This window comes from Pseudomonas sp. FP215, from assembly GCF_030687795.1.
GTDB lineage: Bacteria > Pseudomonadota > Gammaproteobacteria > Pseudomonadales > Pseudomonadaceae > Aquipseudomonas > Aquipseudomonas salmasensis.
The window spans coordinates 3,131,407-3,147,205 of record NZ_CP117447.1 but is presented as its reverse complement, the minus strand read 5'-3'; the positions used below and the strand labels follow the sequence as shown (position 1 = coordinate 3,147,205).

The following is a 15,799-nucleotide window of genomic DNA, read 5'->3' as shown; positions in this document are numbered from 1 at the left end:
GTTGTCAGACAATAGTCGTTACGATTTTGGCTTGTCAATATTTGTCTGCTTCGCGCTGCTCGGCCTTTGCGCACGTTTCCAGGCGATCAGTGCGGCCACCAGCAGCAAACCCGTTGCCATGGCGAAGGTCGCGTGCAAGCCGGCAGCCACCGCCTGTGGCGCGGCGTGACTGACATCCGGTGTGGTGCGGGCAAACACTGCGCCGAGGGCCGATGCGCCGAAAATCAGACCCAGGTTGCGCGACAGATTCAGCAGGCCGGACACTGTGCCTCGGCGGGTCGCCTGTATGTCGCTCATCACTGCCGTGTTGTTGGCCGCCTGGAACAGGCTGTAGCCGGCCGTCAACACGATCAGGGCCGCGAGATAAATGCCAAGCCCGGACACCTGCGACAGCAATAAGGCCCCGCAGAGCATCACGCTCAGCCCCATGAGGGTCAGGCGTTGGCTGCCGAGGCGATCGGTCAGGTAACCCGCCGGTACACCGGTAACCGCTGCGACCGCTGGCCCCACGGCCATGGCCAAGCCCATCCAGGCGGGATCGAGGCCCAGGCCACGCGACAGATAGAACGGGCCCACCACAAACGTGGCCATGATCACCGCCGACACCAGCGCACTCATGGCCAAGCCGGCGCGCAATGGCGCATCGCGCAGGGGCGCCCAGAATGTATCGCCTGGCGAAGTTTCGCGGCGGTCAGCATCCACCGGCAAATAACGGTAGGCGAGGGCGGCAGCCACGCCCGCCAAGGGCAGGCCGATCAAAAACAGCGCGCGCCAGCTCCACAGGCTGAGCAATACCCCGCCGACACTCGGCCCCATGGCCGTGCCAAGTGCTGACATGGTGCCGAGCAGGCCCATGACTCGGCCGGTATTTTCTTTAGTGACGGTGTCACCCACCATGCCCAGGGTCATCGCCATCATGATCGCCGCGCCCAGGCCCTGGAATGCCCGTGCGCCGATCAGCCAGGGCAGGGTTGGCGCGGCGGCACACCCGGCGCAGGCCAGGGCAAACACCAGCAAGCCGGCCAGCAGCAAGCGCCGGCGCCCCAGACGGTCGCCCAGGCGCCCGGCGCGGACGATCACGGCGGTGATGGCCAGCAGGTAGGCCAGCACCACCCACTGCACGGCATGAAACGATGCCCCGAAGGCGTGCGCCAGGCTGGGCAGGCCAACATTCGCGATGCTGGTGCCCAGGGCGGCCAGCAACATGGACAACGACAAAGCGACCAGGCCGCCGCGTGTGGAGGTTTGCATGCGCGTTTCCTTGAATGAATGCACCTGTCACAAATCTACGGCGTCGCCTAATATGGCGGAAGACGCATGGGTTGCAGGTTATAGCTGCACCAAACGCCTGATTAAGGAGCGCGCATGCCCGACCTCAATTTACTCATCACCCTGGACGTGCTGCTTGCCGAAGGCAGCGTCGCTCGCGCTGCCCAGCGCTTGCGCCTGAGCCCTTCGGCCATGAGCCGGGCCCTGGCGCGTTTGCGTGCGGCCACTGGCGATCCGTTGCTGGTGCGTGCCGGTCGCGGCCTGGTGCCGACGCCCCGGGCGTTGCAGCTGCGCGAGCAAGTCAGCCAACTGGTGCAGGACGCCCACGCCGTATTGCGCCCGGCGCACTCCTTGGACTTGGGGGCGGTGGTGCGCACCTTCACCCTGCGCACCAGTGAGGAGTTCGTCGAGCGCTTCGGCCCCGCATTGCTGGCGCGTATCGCCCAGGAGGCACCCGGCGTGCGCTTGCGTTTCGTGCACAAGAGCGACAAGCACAGTGCGTTGCTGCGCGACGGTGGTGTCGACCTGGAAACCGGTGTGGTCGATGTCGGCGCCAGCCCCGAGGTGCTGACCCAGGCGCTGTTTCGTGACCGCCTGGTGGGCGTGGTGCGCGAGGGCCATCCTCTGAGTCGCGGCCCTTTGAGCGCCGCGCGTTTCGCCCAGGGACAACACGTCTATGTGTCGCGGCGCGGGCAGGACCGTGGCCAGATCGACGATGCTTTGGAGGCGCAAGGTCTGGTTCGGCAGGTCAGCATCGTGGTCGCCGGTTTCAACACGGCCATCGCCCTGGCGCGGAGCACCGACCTGATCGCCAGTGTGCCTGAGCGCTATATCAGCGTGCCGCCTCGAGGCTTGCACTGCTTTGAGCTGCCGGTGACGTTGCCGCCGTTTACCGTGGCGATGCTGTGGCACCCGCGACAGGACGCCGACCTGGCCCATCGCTGGCTGCGCACCTGTTTGCGCGAGGTGTGCGGGCCATGAGCGGCCCGCAACAGGTACAATCGCCGCTGCCTTGACGCGAAACCCCAGGAATTTGCATGTTCAGCCTTACCCGCTACACCACACCGTGCCCCGAACCGATCAACAGCCAGATCCTGCAGATGGTGGTGGACAACCTCACCGACATCAGCAGCGTGGCGCTGGCACCGAGCAACCTGCTGTACAACATCTACCAGTACGCCATCGGGTTTGAGGTGCACCTGTACCTTGAGGCGTTGAATGGTGAAAAGGGCATCGCGGTGGAGTTGGTCGTGGCGATGGAAGACGACGCCGTGGTGGGCTTTTGCCTGTATCTGCCGGTGAAGGATGATCCGTACGCGTGTGGCATCGCGTTTATGGCGGTGCGGGCCGGCTTTCGTCGCCAGGGTGTGGCGCGCAGCATGCTGGACGAGGTGTTGGTGCGTTATCCCCACGCCGAACTGGCCTGTGCGGTAGAGAAGGTTGCGGTGTTCGAAGCCATGGGTTTCCAGGTGCGCGGTGCGCGGGGTACCCAGGTCGTGATGAACACCCGCAACTACGCCACCGAAGGGCTGATGGGCGTGTTGGATGTGGCCTCGATCTACAGCTCGCTGGAAGTGCGGCAGATCCACACCTACCTGCTGCAAAAACACGGCAAGCGCGCCATGGTCGACGCAGAGAAACAGCGCGATCGGCACCTGGACCAGTTGGCGCGCAAGGCGCAACTGTTCGTCCAGAGCCGTCTGCCTACGGCCTGACCCGCCTGACCATCCCAAGGATAGTCTCCAGCAGCTCCTGCTGAGCTTCCTCGCGGCTGATTTCACCATTGGCCGCCGCGTGGGACAGCGCTTCCGCCGCGCCGAGCATGGCGCGCAACCCAGCCTGGGAAATACTGCCGCCGGCGGTGAAGGGCGACAATGTGTCCCGGCATTTATCGAGGAAGATCGCCTCGTATTCACGCTTGGACGCTTCCAACTCCGGCGAACCGCTCAAGGCGGCAATCACGCCGGGGATTTCCCGACCTTGCAGCAACACACAATCGACATACGACGACGCGATGACCCACGCACGGTCCTCAAGGGTCGCGTTGCTGGTGGAGATGGCATTGGCAAACACCTGGTCCTGGCGCTCGTCGAAGTCTGCATACAGCGCGGCCAGCAACCCCGCACGCGTCGCGAAGTGGTCGTACACCACCGGTTTAGTGACACCCGCCAGCTCGGCCAGGCGGCCCAAGGTCAGGGCGTCGGTGCCTTCGTCACGCACCAATTGCCAGGCCACGTCGAGTAACTGACGCAGGCGACCTTCACGGGACAAACGACGACGTGGGGCAGGGGATTCACTGCTTGACATGCTTATATACCAAAAGTAACTTAATCGACGTAACTTACTAAAAGTAGATTAAGCCGAAACGGAGTCAAAGTCATGCACGCACTGATCGTTGTTGCCCATCACGACCCGCAATCCCTCACCCATAGCGTGGCCGCCGAGGTAGCAGCGGGCTTGAACGCCAATGGCCACACCTTTGAAATGGCCGACCTTGCGGCTGAAGGGTTCGACCCACGCTACACCGCCGCCGACCATCGGGTGCACCGTACTCGGGCGGTGCCACCCGCTGACGTGCTGGCCGAACAGGCCCGTATTGATCGCGCCGACGCACTGGTGCTGGTATTCCCTATCTACTGGTGGTCGATGCCCGCGTTGCTCAAGGGCTGGGTCGACCGCGTATTCGTCAATGGCTGGGCGATTGATTACGGCCCCGATACACCGGTGCAGAAGAAACTCAGGCATTTGCACGTGCATGTGCTGGCCCTGGGAGCGGCTGACGAAAGCGCCTTCGAACGACACGGTTATGCCAAGGCCATGAACACCCAGATCGACTACGGCATCTTTGATTATTGCGGGGCGCGGGTACTCACCTCCGCGTTGTTGCTGGACTCGGAAAGTGGCACGGCCCAGGCGCATTTGCACAAGGCCCGGGCTGTGGGGCAGGGGTTGTTCGAGCGAGAAGCAGTGGCGGGATAATTCAGACGTCGCGAAACAGGTCGTGGGCGTCCAGCAAGCGGTAGGCAATCTCTGGGTTTTTCTCCAGGCCACGGCGAATGGATGCGGGGATGGACTGGCGGGTCTTGCGACACATGCCCGGCAGTTCGTCGATGACGATCTGGATCCCGCGCATGCTCTTGACCTCGGTATGCCCTGGCGCGATGTGTACGCGGATGCCCAACTGGTCGTACATCCGCTGTTGCAGGTGTTCGAGGTCTTGCAGGCTCTTGAGGTTTTCCAGGCGCTCCAGCAGGATTTTTTCCTGCTGGCGCGTCAGTTGGAGAATGCGCAGGTCAGCGCCGGGCGCTTCCAGCAGTTGTTCACGGTTGCAGACACAGGCGCCGGGTGGGCAGGGTTGGCGAAGGGTCATTGACGCTCCCGGCAGGTTGTAGGAGCGAGCTTGCTCGCGAAAAACTCACAGGCGCCGCATTCATTCAGCAAACGCGCGTTTTCGTTAACGTTTTTCGCGAGCAAGCTCGCTCCTACAGGTTTGTGTGTCAGTCGTTTAGGTGGACGCCCAGGCTAGCCAGGGCTTTCCAGTAGTCAGGGTAGGTCTTGGCCACGCAGTCCGGGTCTTGAATGCGAATGCCCGAGACTTTCAGCCCCGCCAGGGCAAAGCACATGGCGATGCGATGGTCGGCATGGGTGTCGATCAGTGCGGTGCAAGCGGTGCCAGCCAGGGCCGGGTCGCTGGCGACCAGCAGGTCATCGCCCTCGATGGTCGCCAGGCCCGGGCGAATTTCGTTGAGGCCATCGTGCAGCGCCTGCACGCGGTCACATTCCTTGACGCGCAGGTTCGCCAGTTCAGTAAAACGCACCGGCGTGCTGTTGAATGCGGCGAGCACCGCCAGGGTCGGGATCGCATCCTGCATTTGCGAGCCCACCACCGTGGCCTGCATGTTCGGGAACTGCGCGATCACGGCCTGGGCCTTGGCGTCGGGCTGGGTGAAGTCCTGCGCGGCTACACCGATGTCGATACGGCCACCGGTCAGTACTTCTGCAGCCCACAAATACGTGGCGGCGGACGCATCGGGTTCGATCAGGTAATCATGGGCGGTATAGCCGGTGGGGGCCACGCGCCAGGTGGTGTCGTCCACGGCGTCCACCTGGGCCCCGAACGCACGCATGCAATCGAGGGTCAGGTCCACGTAGCCACGGGCACCGATGTCCTTGCCGGTCAGCGCCACTTCAATCGGCGCTTCTCCGCACGCGGCGAGCATCAGCAGGGCCGATACGTACTGGCTGGACAAGCCACCATCAATCTCGAAACGCTTGGCCTGGACTTTGCCCACGCCGTGCACGGTTACCGGTGGGCAACCGGTCGGGCTGTCGACCTGAATGCCGTTCTGGCCCAGGGTAGCCAGCAGCGGGCCAATCGGGCGTTTTTGCATGTACTCGTCGCCGTCCAGTACCACGGTGCCTTGCACGGTGGCCACGGCAGCCGTGAGAAAGCGCATGGCGGTGCCAGCGTTGCCGAGGAACAACGGTTGTGTCGGTAACTGCAGCGAGCCTTGGCTGGTGACCACAAAGGTGGTGTCGTCCGGCTCGTCGATGGTGACGCCCATCTGCCGCAGGGCGACCGACATGTGGCGCGTGTCATCGCTTTTGAGCGCACCGCTCAAACGGCTGGTGCCCTTGGCCAATGCCGCCAGCAACAGCGCACGGTTGGTAATGGATTTGGAGCCGGGGGGCGCGACCTTGCCAGTGAGGGGGAAGTTGGGCGGTGTAACGGTCACGGTTTTCTGCGAACTCAAGGTACAAGGCTCCTGGTCAAGGCGAGGTGGCGTGGAGTGGCCGACATGCGGACCCGAATCATCAGGCAAACACGCCATGCTTGTCGAGTGAACGGGTGATCTGCGTGATGTATTGGAGTGCGCTCCGGCCTAAATGTGGGGGGGCCTAACTGTAGGAGCGAGCTTGCTCGCGAAAAACGCCAACGATAAAGCGGGCTTCCTGAATGAACGCGGCGCCTGGAAGTTTTTCGCGAGCAAGCTCGCTCCTACAAAAAAGGTTTGCCTGCCTTAACGCTGGCTCAGCCAGTAGTCATGCAGCGCCCGCGCAGCCGGTTCGATCTCGCTGACCCGCTGTTGATGGGCGTTTACATCCAGGTCTGCCGGCAGTTCGAAGTTGTCCTGCTCGGCGCACCAGGAAATCCGCTCCAGTTGCCCGGCTTGTGCAGCGGGCAATGGCGGCCAGTCGGCGATCGCCACGCCGCGCAAATAACCAAAGCACCATTCCTCGGCAAGGGTCACCGCCTGGTCTTGATGTTCTGTTTCATCGAAACGGGCTTTGAATGCCTGGGCATCAATGGCCAATTGTGCGGCCAGGGTATTCATATGGCGTACACACAGCTCGAGAAAAGCCTGGGCCTCGTCCATGTTGTCCCATTCAGGGTTTTGCCCACCCCAGATCGCCGGGAACCACTCGGCTACATCCACCTTGGCCGGGCTGGAAACCAGGGCGGTGAAATAACCGTCGAGTTCGGCCATGTTCAGCACCGAGTGGTCTTCGCCATATTTGAGCAAGGTGGCATCAATGAATTCGAAATCGGTGGGAGCGAGGGGGTGGGCGTGCATGGCATATCCTTAAAACGTCGAGCGCCGCTGACAGCGCGGCTTAAAGCGCAAAGGATGGCGTGTGCGCGGGGTTTTATCCAGCGGCTTTTCCTGCGCCGGTGCCAGTCCCGCTTTTGGCCGATGCGCCGTGGCGCACCCTTGATATAGTCTGGGCTTTCTCAATCGCCAGTCAGGGACCACTGCCATGTCCGAATACCAAGCCTTCGTTGTCGAACTCAGCGGCAACGTTGCCCATGTGCAGATCAATCGCCCGGAAAAGATCAACGCCATGAACGCGGCGTTCTGGACCGAAATCATCGACATCTTCCAATGGGTCGACGAGACCGACGCCGTGCGTGCCGTGGTACTCAGCGGGGCCGGCAAGCACTTTTCCTCAGGCATCGACCTGATGATGCTGGCCTCGATCGCCAATGATTTTGGCAAGGACGTGGGGCGCAATGCGCGCCTGCTGCGCCGCAAGATCCTCGAGCTGCAAGCCTCGTTCAACGCCGTGGACACTTGCCGCAAGCCCGTGCTGGCGGCGATCCAGGGCTACTGCATCGGCGGCGCCATCGACCTGATCAGTGCCTGCGACATGCGCTATGCCGCCGAGGATGCGCAATTCTCGATCAAGGAAATCGATATCGGCATGGCTGCCGACGTCGGCACCTTGCAACGCCTGCCGCGCATTATCGGCGACGGCATGCTGCGTGAACTGGCCTACACCGGCCGTCAGTTCGGCGCCGAAGAAGCGCGCAGCATCGGCCTGGTCAACCGCGTGTTTGCCGATCATGAAAGCCTGCTGGCGGGCGTCATGGACCTCGCCCAGCAAATCGCCGTCAAGTCGCCGATTGCCGTGACTGGCACCAAGGCCATGATCAGCTACATGCGTGACCACACAGTCAATGACGGCCTGGAATACGTTGCCACCTGGAACTCGGCTATGTTGCAATCCAACGACCTGCGCGTGGCCATCGCGGCCCACATGAGTAAGCAGAAACCCGAATTCGTGGATTGACCGACATGACCCCAGGCTGGATTACGACAACGCTGCTGGACAACGACGCCCCTGGCGGCTGGGCCGTCGCCCGCAGCCGCGAAGGCTTTTTACACGACACCAACGGCCCGCTGTTCCCGCGCGAATGGCTCAAGCGCCAGGACCTGTCGGTGTTTGCCGAACACGGCATCGGCCACCTCGACGGCGAGCCGGTGTACCTGCTGGAACTCAACGCGCCGGCAGAGGTGCCAGGGTGCAGTTGGCAGGGCTTGCGCGGTTTTATGCTGCAAGGCGATCACACCCTGTACAAGGTGCTGGGCTACGCCGCGCAGATCGGTACCTGGGCGCGGGAACATCGTTTTTGTGGCAGTTGCGGCCAGGCGATGACGCAGGTGCCGAGGGAGCGGGCGATGTATTGCCAGGCCTGCGACCTGCGCAGCTACCCGCGTATCTCGCCGAGCATGATCGTGCTGGTGACCCGTGGCGATGAGATCCTGCTGGCGCGTTCGCCGCGTTTCGTCACGGGGGTCTACAGCACCCTGGCCGGTTTTGCCGAACCGGGTGAATCCGCCGAAGACTGCCTGATCCGTGAGGTGCGCGAAGAGGTGCAGGTGGAGGTCAAGAACATCCAGTACATGGGCAGCCAATGCTGGCCGTTCCCTCACTCGATGATGCTGGGCTTTCATGCCGAATACGCCGGGGGCGATATCGTGCCCCAGGCTGATGAAATCGAAGACGCGCAGTGGTTCAATATCCACGAGCTGCCGCCGTTGCCGGCGTCACGCTCGATTGCGCGTTACCTCATCGACCTCTACGTGGCCCGCCGCTTAGGCCACGCTGAACCAGTGCTGCCAGGCTAGGCGCACGGTCAGGCCCAGCACTACGGTGATAAACACCGGGCGAATGAATTTGGCGCCGCCGCTGATCGCGCTGCGTGCGCCAAAGAACGCGCCACACATCACCGACACCCCCATCGCCAGGCCGACAATCCAGTCCACCGAACCATTGATGATGAACACCGTCAGCGCCGCCGCGTTGCTGACGAAGTTCATGCTGCGCGCCACGCCGCTGGCCTTCACCAGGTCGATGGGGTGCAGCAGCATCGTGCTGACCGTCCAGAACGCCCCCGTGCCGGGCCCGGCCACGCCGTCGTAGAAGCCCAGGCCAAAGCCCTGGGTGGCTTGCCATTTCTTCTTGATCGGTGCCTCGGCATCCAGTGGTGCCTTGGGCGTGCCCCCAAACAGCAGGTACACACCGCAGGCGAAGACGATCACCGGGAGCATCTTGTTCAGGGTTTCGGCGGGCAAGTAATGGGCGACGACTGCGCCGGTCAGCGCACCGATCAAGGTACCGACGATGGCGTTCACCCATTGGCGTGGGTGGAACAGCTTGCGGCGGTAGAAGGTAAAGCTGGCGGTGGCCGAGCCGAAGGTGGAGCTGAGTTTGTTGGTGCCCAGTACCAGATGCGGCGGCATGCCAGCGGTGAGCAGGGCAGGCGTGGTCAACAAACCGCCACCGCCAGCGATGGCATCGATAAAACCGGCGATAAAAGCGACAACGGCCAGGATGGCCAGGGTGGTGAGGTCAACGCTGAGTTCGAAAGGCATGGGCAGGGCTTATTGTTGGAGGGCCGCAGAAGGCCAGCATCTTACTGCGATGTGACTCAAATGTGGGAGGGGGCAGGCCTCTCCCACATTTTTTACCGGGCCCGCCTGGTTATTTGTGCGCGCCCAGCCATTCCACGGCCGTGCGCCAGATGCAGATACCCAGGAAGTAGGCCGACATCAGCGACCACAGGCCAAATGTCCAAGGGTTGGTGTTGGGGTAGTCCACCACCATCAGGAAGCTGCACAACAGCCAGATGGTCGTCACTGCGATGTTGATTGGCATGAAGCGCTTGACCCGGAACGGGTGCAAAAACTTCATCGGCGTCACGGTCAACAGCGCCAGGCCGATCACGGTCAGCAAGGTGACCCAGGCATCCGGCTGGATGATATAGACGCACAGGGCAACGACGTTCCAGGCGGCAGGGAAGCCGACGAAGTAGTTGTCCTTGCTCTTCATGTTCACGTTGCAAAAGCAGAACAGTGACGACACCAGGATCACCGACACTGCAAACAGATGGGTGAAATCGGGCAGGTCGATGTAGCGGTAGATAAACAGTGCCGGGATGAATACGTAGGTGAGGTAGTCGATCACCAGGTCCAGCACCGAGCCGTCAAAGCTGGGCAGCACCGTGCTGACATTCACCCGTCGCGCCAGCGAGCCGTCGACGCCATCCACCACCAGCGCCAGGCCCAGCCACAGCAGGCACGCCTTGGGGGAGTTTTCCAGCAGCGCCAGGGTGGCCAAAAAGGCCAGTACCACACCGGTGGCGGTAAAGCCGTGGGCGCCCCAGGCTTTGAGTCTGGCTACATGCAGGGTCGATATCACGGGCGGTTCTCCAAAAGGTCAAACGGGGCAGCCGACGACGTAGCGCCGTCGAGTCTGGCCAGGGAATGCAGGTATCGACCGGGAAGGGGAGGATAAGGTTCACCGCCCGGCGTATCCGTTAGCGTAGCAAGCGTAGGACATTTGGGCATCAGCCCTGACGGAACACCAGTGCCTTTAACCCGCTCTGGGGGTCGATATCAGGAAATTCCGGTGGGTTTTCCAGCCGCTGCACAAAGCGCAGGCCCGGTGCTTCGCGGGTCACGCCGTCGATCAGGAAATCTTCGCCGAAGGCCGGATCGTTCATGCATGCCAGCACGGTGCCTTGGGCACTGAGCAAGTCCGGCAGGCGGCGCAGCACGCGCTGGTAATCCTTGGTCAGTAGGAAACTGCCTTTCTGGAAGGAGGGCGGGTCGATGATCACCAGGTCGTAAGGGCCATTGTTCGTCACCTTGGCCCAGGACTTGAACAGGTCGTGGCCCAGGAAGCTCACCCGGCTCAGGTCATGCCCATTCAGGCGATGGTTGTCGCGGCCACGGCTGAGGGCACCACGGGCCATGTCCAGGTTCACCACATGGTCGGCGCCGCCTTCGATGGCCGCCACGGAAAAACCGCAGGTATAGGCGAACAGGTTGAGCACACGCTGGCCTTTGGCCTGTTCGCGCACCCAGTTGCGCCCGTAACGCATGTCGAGGAACAGCCCACTGTTCTGTTTTTTGCCCAGGTCGATCAGGTAGCGCAGGCCGCCCTCGGTGATGGTCAGCTCGTCGATGGCGTCGCCCACCAGCCATTCGGTGGTGCTTTGCGGCAGGTAGCGGTGTTGCAGGGCCACGGTGTGTACGCCGAAGCGACTCCACTCGATCTGCATCAGGGTGTGCTTGAGGGCTTGCAGGTGCTCGGTTTCTTTGAACAGGGCGACCAGCACGACCCCTTGCAGCCAGTCCACGGTGAGTTGCTCCAGGCCTGGCCAGCAGCGGCCACGGCCATGGAACAGGCGCCGGGTTTCCGCAGGCGCGTCAGCCAGGGCAATGAGCAGGTGGGCGTGCAGGGTAGCGAGGGCGTCTGGGGTCATCGTTAAGCGTCGGTCATCGGGCGGGCGGCATTTTAAACACAATTGGGTGAGAGGGGGCTGGTCTGTGAAGGGGGATGATGCCCTGCGATCCAACTGTGGGAGCTGGCTTGCCTGCGATGGCGGCCTGATTGCCGACGCCTATTTACCTGGCACCCCGCGATCCAAATGTGGGAGCTGGCTTGCCTGCGATAGCGGCCTGACAGCCAACACAGGTGGACAGTGTGCATATCCGTTCCTGCGGTAACGGCCACCTAGGGTTCCGCTCTGACAGCCAGCCCTTTCAAGGTCTTTTCGTTTTGGCAGCCTTGATTACCCTGTCCGTTGAAACATGCGCATTCACCGCCTTGCCTTGCACCCATGTCTTGGGTTTAGGCACCTTGGGGCCGCGGGGGCTTTTCGCAACTTGTTTGGGTTGGATGTTTCTGGCCAGCTCCAACAAACGCTGGGCCAACTTTTCCACAGGGATGGCGGGAAGATATTCCGAGGGCAGTGCAATCTGCATTCCCTCATAACCACTCCTGACCTGGACCGCCAAGTGATAGATCGAGGCTTCCCAGCCATCAGGCTGGGTCTCCCGATGGGCTTGCTCCACGCTTCGCTTGAGTACGGCCAGGACGTTGTAGGCCAACACTGCCGTAGTGAACCCGAGCAAAGCAGCCTTTGGGCTGCCGAGAGTTTCGATTTCACTTTCCAGGATCGCTTCCAGTCGCTGGAACATACCTTCAATGCTCCAGCGGCGGCGATAGAGTTGCGCGATCTGCTCAGCGCTGACGCTTTCAGGCAGGTTGCTCCAGAACATCAAGCTGCTGTCACCCGAGTCTGTTGGCGAATGAAGCGTCAGTTCGACGCGCCGACATTGGTAACCGCCTCTGACCTGGATGATCTGCTCACGCACAGAGCCTGTTTCCACAGGCACGGGTTCTTGCCACTCACCCTCTTGAATCAGGCGTGGATGTTTGGCTTGCTGGCGAATGACAAAGGACGTCTGGACCTGCTCACAAGCTTCCATTACCGGAAGCGTGCAGTAGAGTCGGTCAGCCAGCCACACCTGGCCAGGTTCAGCATTAGCCAACAGAGGCAACACGCAAACACGCTCGCTGGCGTAGGCATCCTCACATGCCTGAAGGTCGATGACCTGATCGAGATCGGGATCGTAGACCACTACCGAAAAACCGGGACGAGCCGCACCTCGCTCCTGGCGTAAAGCCCCCAGACGCTTCTCAGTGGATGCCAGGTGATTGCCGTCTACCACGCGAACCTGCCAGTCCGGCAGCATCGTCGTGCAGCCCAGTTCTTTGATGGTTGGAGTCAGTCGTTGCGCACTACCGGTGACCAGAGCGCGCAATAGCGCGGGTTCTGTACGACTGATTTTGTCGTAAAGCGCCGCCAAGCTGACAGGGAGATCTTCCAGTTGCCGCGCAGCGGCGTGCAGGGATGGCTTCAAGCCCAATGAAACAAGGGACATCAGCTTGATTATGGTCGAGAACAGTAGTTCACGAGAATACTGCCGTTGCCGATGTTCTTCGAAGACCTGATCGACCCACTCAGGGGCAATAGCTTGTTCCAGCGCCAATTTGGCCATGACGCTGGCAGGTGCTTTTTTCTCGAAACGCGCTAGAACATCGGCCCACATCGTTTGGGATCCCTGAATGAAATTTCAGGGGATTTTACCGAAGACCTTGAAAGGGATGGCTCTGACAGCGGGTCACTTTTGGAAAAGAGCCCCAAAAGTAACCAAAAGGGCTCTTGCCCCACCACTCGGCACCTCGCTTAGGCTCGGTGTGCCCGTAATCCGCCAGTGATTTGGGGGGCCGCCGCCACGCGCCATCCATGGCGCGGGGCGGCTAAACCGGCATCCCTGCCGGTTTACCCCCCAAATCCCTGTCGAATTCCGGCCAGCGTGGTTTAACGGGGCGCCTGAGATCAAGATCAAAAGCAGATCAAGATCAAGAGCGGCTCGCTTCGCATCGTGGTTACATCGCAGGCAAGGCACAGCGTTTGCGATGTGGGTCAGCGCGTAGCAATCAGCGCCGGTCCGAATGACTCTTTCAGGAAAACCGGGGCGATATAGCGTTCGTAATGGGCCTCGGACAGCAGAAAGAACTCTCGGTCTATCGCATCGCGCAGGTCCGCCAGGTGGCGTTCGCGAAACTCGGGCAGCAACGCCAAGCCATACGCATCCAGCTTGGAGATCACCCGTGCACCCCGGGCAATCAGTTGGTATGCCCAGCAATACGGCGACTGGTGCGGCACAAAGCGAATCTTGCGCGCTTCCAGTTGCTGACGCAGGCGCTGCGGATCGAAGACTTCCAGCTTGCTGGCCATCACCTGTACCAGCAACTGCTCCAGGCGCAGCCACACCGCTTGTTTTTCTACGGCGCTATAGCCATTCCACTGGATCACTTCATGGTGATAACGCTTGCAGCCCCGGCAGACCAGGTCACCGTAGACGGTGGAGCACAGGCCGACGCAAGGGGTCTTGATGGTTTGGTTGGGCATAAAGGCAATTTGCAAAAGTTTGAAGAACACCGCGGCCCCCATGTAGGAGCGAGCTTGCTCGCGAAGACCCCAAGGGCACCGCGTTCATTCAGGATGCACGCGTTATCGTTGACGTTCTTCGCGAGCAAGCTCGCTCCTACAGAGGTTATGTCAGTCCCAGCTCAGCGCGCCGCCGGTCTGGTATTCGATCACTCGGGTCTCGAAGAAGTTTTTCTCTTTCTTCAAGTCCATGATCTCGCTCATCCAAGGGAACGGGTTGGTGGTCCCTGGGTACTCTTCCTTCAAGCCAATCTGCGACAGGCGACGGTTAGCGATGAACTTGAGGTAATCCTCCATCATCGCCGCATTCATGCCCAGCACCCCACGCGGCATGGTGTCGCGAGCGTATTCGATCTCCAGCTGCGTACCCTGCAGAATCATCTGGGTCGCTTCTTCTTTCATCTCGGCATCCCACAGGTGTGGGTTTTCGATTTTGATCTGGTTGATCACGTCGATACCGAAGTTCAGGTGCATCGACTCATCGCGCAGGATGTACTGGAACTGCTCGGCCACGCCGGTCATTTTGTTGCGGCGGCCCATGGACAAAATCTGGGTGAAGCCACAGTAGAAGAAGATGCCTTCCAGCACGCAGTAGTAGGCGACCAGGTTGCGCAGCAGTTCTTTGTCGGTGTCGACGGTGCCGGTTTCGAACTTTGGATCGGAGATCGAGCGGGTGTACTTCAGGCCCCAGGCGGCTTTTTTAGCGACCGATGGAATCTCGTGGTACATGTTGAAGATCTCGCCTTCATCCATGGCCAGCGATTCGATGCAGTACTGGTAGGCGTGGGTGTGGATCGCCTCTTCGAAGGCCTGGCGCAGGATGTACTGGCGGCACTCGGGGTTGGTGATCAGGCGGTACACGGCCAGCACCAGGTTGTTGGCCACCAGGGAGTCGGCGGTGGAGAAGAAGCCCAGGTTGCGCATGACGATACGGCGTTCGTCGTCGGTCAGGCCTTCGGGGTTTTTCCACAGGGCGATGTCGGCGGTCATGTTGACCTCTTGCGGCATCCAGTGGTTGGCGCAGCCGTCGAGGTACTTCTGCCAGGCCCAGTCGTACTTGAAGGGCACAAGCTGGTTGAGGTCGGCGCGGCAGTTGATCATGCGCTTTTCGTCAACGGCGACGCGGGCGGAGGCGCCTTCGAGTTCGGCGAGGCCTTCGGCGACGTCGAGTTTGTCCAGGGCAGCCTTGGCGCGCACGATGGCGGCGGAGTCGTTGGCGGTGACGGCGCGGGCTTCCACGGCGGCAGCGGCGCCGGCACCGTCGAGGCGGTCCATGTTGGCTTCGGTGGCGTGGCCGGCGTTGGCGCCTTTGATCACCGCTGCACCGGTGTCTTCGTTGTCGACTTCATCCCAACTCAGCATGGAAATACTCCTTCCTGGTACTCGAAAAATAAATGTTTTTGCAGGCTACAAGGCATTGAAATACTGCGCGTAGTGTGGTCGGTAAATACCGATGCTGCACACTATGTAGTGGTCTGATCTGTTTGTGGGCACACTATATGGGGTGTAACAAAGTTGGTCAACGCACAAGATGTGCGGTCATAGGTCGCTGCCACACACAAATTCAGCCGTGGGCGGGTCATGAAACATCACTCTGCATATGTCTTTATCGAATAAATAAATAGATATTTATTCCTTTTAATATTTTATCCGGCAGCGCATTTTGAGGGCCTGCGCATTCGTGCGGATTGACCCAACAGCCAAAAGGAAAGCCGACATGACCATCAAAGCGATCAACGTGCGCAACCAGTTCAAAGGCGTGATCAAGGAGATTCTGCTGGGGGAAGTGGTGTCGGAAATCGACGTGCAGACCGCCTCGGGCATTGTGACGTCGGTGATCACCACGCGCTCGGTGCGTGACCTGGAATTGAAAGTGGGCAGTGAGGTGATTGCCTTTGTGAAGTCCACAGAAGTGTCCATTGCCAAGTTGTGAACGCC

The 15,799-nt window shown here is 61.0% G+C and carries 17 protein-coding genes; 6 read left to right on the top strand and 11 right to left on the bottom strand.

Annotation, left to right across the window (positions count from 1 at the left end):
- Positions 1 to 18: 18 nt before the first annotated feature.
- The gene (locus tag PSH76_RS14295; RefSeq protein ID WP_305494359.1) at positions 19 to 1,251 is read right to left on the bottom strand and encodes an MFS transporter; all 1,233 of its coding nucleotides are present in this window, start codon (positions 1,249 to 1,251) and stop codon (positions 19 to 21) included.
- A gap of 114 nt (positions 1,252 to 1,365) precedes the next feature.
- On the opposite strand from PSH76_RS14295, the gene PSH76_RS14290 reads away from it, so the two are divergent.
- Together PSH76_RS14290 and PSH76_RS14285 are read left to right on the top strand one after the other, a co-directional pair.
- Positions 1,366 to 2,250 carry a LysR family transcriptional regulator gene (locus PSH76_RS14290; protein WP_200582837.1) on the top strand — a complete coding sequence of 295 codons (885 nt, stop codon included), beginning with the start codon at positions 1,366 to 1,368 and terminating at the stop codon, positions 2,248 to 2,250.
- Between the two features lie 56 nt (positions 2,251 to 2,306).
- A complete protein-coding gene (locus tag PSH76_RS14285; protein ID WP_305494358.1) occupies positions 2,307 to 2,984 on the top strand; it encodes a GNAT family N-acetyltransferase in 678 nt (225 codons plus the stop codon).
- Here the strand turns inward: PSH76_RS14285 and PSH76_RS14280 are convergent.
- Complete coding sequence (locus tag PSH76_RS14280; protein ID WP_305494357.1) at positions 2,974 to 3,576, bottom strand: TetR/AcrR family transcriptional regulator; 603 nt, start codon at positions 3,574 to 3,576, stop codon at positions 2,974 to 2,976. The genes PSH76_RS14285 and PSH76_RS14280 overlap by 11 nt on opposite strands.
- Before the next feature lie 72 nt (positions 3,577 to 3,648).
- Here PSH76_RS14280 and PSH76_RS14275 point away from each other — a divergent pair, with 72 nt between their 5' ends.
- Positions 3,649 to 4,248: an NAD(P)H-dependent oxidoreductase gene (locus PSH76_RS14275; RefSeq protein ID WP_305494356.1), complete on the top strand. Its 600-nt coding sequence runs from the start codon at positions 3,649 to 3,651 to the stop codon at positions 4,246 to 4,248.
- A 1-nt stretch (position 4,249) separates the two neighbouring features.
- Here PSH76_RS14275 and PSH76_RS14270 read toward each other — a convergent pair whose 3' ends face one another.
- The 3 genes from PSH76_RS14270 to PSH76_RS14260 form a co-directional block, all read right to left on the bottom strand.
- Positions 4,250 to 4,639: a hypothetical protein gene (locus PSH76_RS14270; RefSeq protein ID WP_305494355.1), complete on the bottom strand. Its 390-nt coding sequence runs from the start codon at positions 4,637 to 4,639 to the stop codon at positions 4,250 to 4,252.
- Between the two features lie 127 nt (positions 4,640 to 4,766).
- Positions 4,767 to 6,023, bottom strand: coding sequence for a 3-phosphoshikimate 1-carboxyvinyltransferase (locus PSH76_RS14265; protein WP_305494354.1), 1,257 nt, complete (start codon positions 6,021 to 6,023; stop codon positions 4,767 to 4,769).
- A gap of 267 nt (positions 6,024 to 6,290) precedes the next feature.
- Entirely contained in the window at positions 6,291 to 6,845 is a 555-nt protein-coding gene (locus PSH76_RS14260) for a UPF0149 family protein (protein ID WP_032892024.1), read from the bottom strand.
- 184 nt (positions 6,846 to 7,029) lie between these two features.
- Here PSH76_RS14260 and PSH76_RS14255 point away from each other — a divergent pair, with 184 nt between their 5' ends.
- Positions 7,030 to 7,842 (top strand): crotonase/enoyl-CoA hydratase family protein, encoded by an 813-nt coding sequence (locus tag PSH76_RS14255; RefSeq protein ID WP_305494353.1) that lies wholly within the window; start codon positions 7,030 to 7,032, stop codon positions 7,840 to 7,842.
- A gap of 5 nt (positions 7,843 to 7,847) precedes the next feature.
- Complete coding sequence (gene nudC / locus PSH76_RS14250) at positions 7,848 to 8,681, top strand: NAD(+) diphosphatase (protein ID WP_047710765.1); 834 nt, start codon at positions 7,848 to 7,850, stop codon at positions 8,679 to 8,681.
- Here nudC and PSH76_RS14245 read toward each other — a convergent pair.
- The 6 genes from PSH76_RS14245 to PSH76_RS14220 form a co-directional block, all read right to left on the bottom strand.
- Complete coding sequence (locus tag PSH76_RS14245) at positions 8,649 to 9,428, bottom strand: TSUP family transporter (RefSeq protein ID WP_305494352.1); 780 nt, start codon at positions 9,426 to 9,428, stop codon at positions 8,649 to 8,651. The two genes, nudC and PSH76_RS14245, sit on opposite strands and share 33 nt — an antisense overlap.
- Before the next feature lie 109 nt (positions 9,429 to 9,537).
- On the bottom strand, positions 9,538 to 10,254 hold the full coding sequence (pcsA, locus tag PSH76_RS14240) for a phosphatidylcholine synthase (RefSeq protein ID WP_003191017.1): 717 nt from the start codon (positions 10,252 to 10,254) through the stop codon (positions 9,538 to 9,540).
- Positions 10,255 to 10,402: 148 nt separating this feature from the next.
- Positions 10,403 to 11,323, bottom strand: a complete 921-nt coding sequence (locus PSH76_RS14235) for a class I SAM-dependent methyltransferase (RefSeq protein WP_305494351.1) — start codon at positions 11,321 to 11,323, stop codon at positions 10,403 to 10,405.
- Between the two features lie 280 nt (positions 11,324 to 11,603).
- On the bottom strand, positions 11,604 to 12,905 hold the full coding sequence (locus PSH76_RS14230; RefSeq protein WP_098952559.1) for an IS4 family transposase: 1,302 nt from the start codon (positions 12,903 to 12,905) through the stop codon (positions 11,604 to 11,606).
- Positions 12,906 to 13,333: 428 nt separating this feature from the next.
- Complete coding sequence (locus tag PSH76_RS14225) at positions 13,334 to 13,822, bottom strand: DUF1289 domain-containing protein (protein WP_138762631.1); 489 nt, start codon at positions 13,820 to 13,822, stop codon at positions 13,334 to 13,336.
- 150 nt (positions 13,823 to 13,972) lie between these two features.
- Positions 13,973 to 15,223, bottom strand: a complete 1,251-nt coding sequence (locus tag PSH76_RS14220; RefSeq protein WP_032892020.1) for a ribonucleotide-diphosphate reductase subunit beta — start codon at positions 15,221 to 15,223, stop codon at positions 13,973 to 13,975.
- Positions 15,224 to 15,578: 355 nt separating this feature from the next.
- Here PSH76_RS14220 and PSH76_RS14215 point away from each other — a divergent pair, with 355 nt between their 5' ends.
- Complete coding sequence (locus PSH76_RS14215; RefSeq protein WP_003173733.1) at positions 15,579 to 15,794, top strand: molybdopterin-binding protein; 216 nt, start codon at positions 15,579 to 15,581, stop codon at positions 15,792 to 15,794.
- Positions 15,795 to 15,799 lie beyond the last annotated feature (5 nt).

Excerpts from the sequence above, each read along its gene's own strand:
- PSH76_RS14260 (WP_032892024.1), bottom strand. The coding sequence starts at position 6,845 with ATGCACGCCCACCCCCTCGCTCCCACCGATTTCGAATTCATTGATGCC.
- PSH76_RS14255 (WP_305494353.1), top strand. The coding sequence starts at position 7,030 with ATGTCCGAATACCAAGCCTTCGTTGTCGAACTCAGCGGCAACGTTGCC.
- PSH76_RS14285 (WP_305494358.1), top strand. The coding sequence starts at position 2,307 with ATGTTCAGCCTTACCCGCTACACCACACCGTGCCCCGAACCGATCAAC.
- PSH76_RS14225 (WP_138762631.1), bottom strand. The coding sequence starts at position 13,822 with ATGCCCAACCAAACCATCAAGACCCCTTGCGTCGGCCTGTGCTCCACC.
- nudC (WP_047710765.1), top strand. The coding sequence starts at position 7,848 with ATGACCCCAGGCTGGATTACGACAACGCTGCTGGACAACGACGCCCCT.
- PSH76_RS14230 (WP_098952559.1), bottom strand. The coding sequence starts at position 12,905 with ATGGCCAAATTGGCGCTGGAACAAGCTATTGCCCCTGAGTGGGTCGAT.
- PSH76_RS14235 (WP_305494351.1), bottom strand. The coding sequence starts at position 11,323 with ATGACCCCAGACGCCCTCGCTACCCTGCACGCCCACCTGCTCATTGCC.
- PSH76_RS14245 (WP_305494352.1), bottom strand. The coding sequence starts at position 9,428 with ATGCCTTTCGAACTCAGCGTTGACCTCACCACCCTGGCCATCCTGGCC.
- PSH76_RS14215 (WP_003173733.1), top strand. The coding sequence starts at position 15,579 with ATGACCATCAAAGCGATCAACGTGCGCAACCAGTTCAAAGGCGTGATC.
- PSH76_RS14290 (WP_200582837.1), top strand. The coding sequence starts at position 1,366 with ATGCCCGACCTCAATTTACTCATCACCCTGGACGTGCTGCTTGCCGAA.
- PSH76_RS14220 (WP_032892020.1), bottom strand. The coding sequence starts at position 15,223 with ATGCTGAGTTGGGATGAAGTCGACAACGAAGACACCGGTGCAGCGGTG.
- PSH76_RS14280 (WP_305494357.1), bottom strand. The coding sequence starts at position 3,576 with ATGTCAAGCAGTGAATCCCCTGCCCCACGTCGTCGTTTGTCCCGTGAA.
- PSH76_RS14275 (WP_305494356.1), top strand. The coding sequence starts at position 3,649 with ATGCACGCACTGATCGTTGTTGCCCATCACGACCCGCAATCCCTCACC.
- PSH76_RS14270 (WP_305494355.1), bottom strand. The coding sequence starts at position 4,639 with ATGACCCTTCGCCAACCCTGCCCACCCGGCGCCTGTGTCTGCAACCGT.
- PSH76_RS14295 (WP_305494359.1), bottom strand. The coding sequence starts at position 1,251 with ATGCAAACCTCCACACGCGGCGGCCTGGTCGCTTTGTCGTTGTCCATG.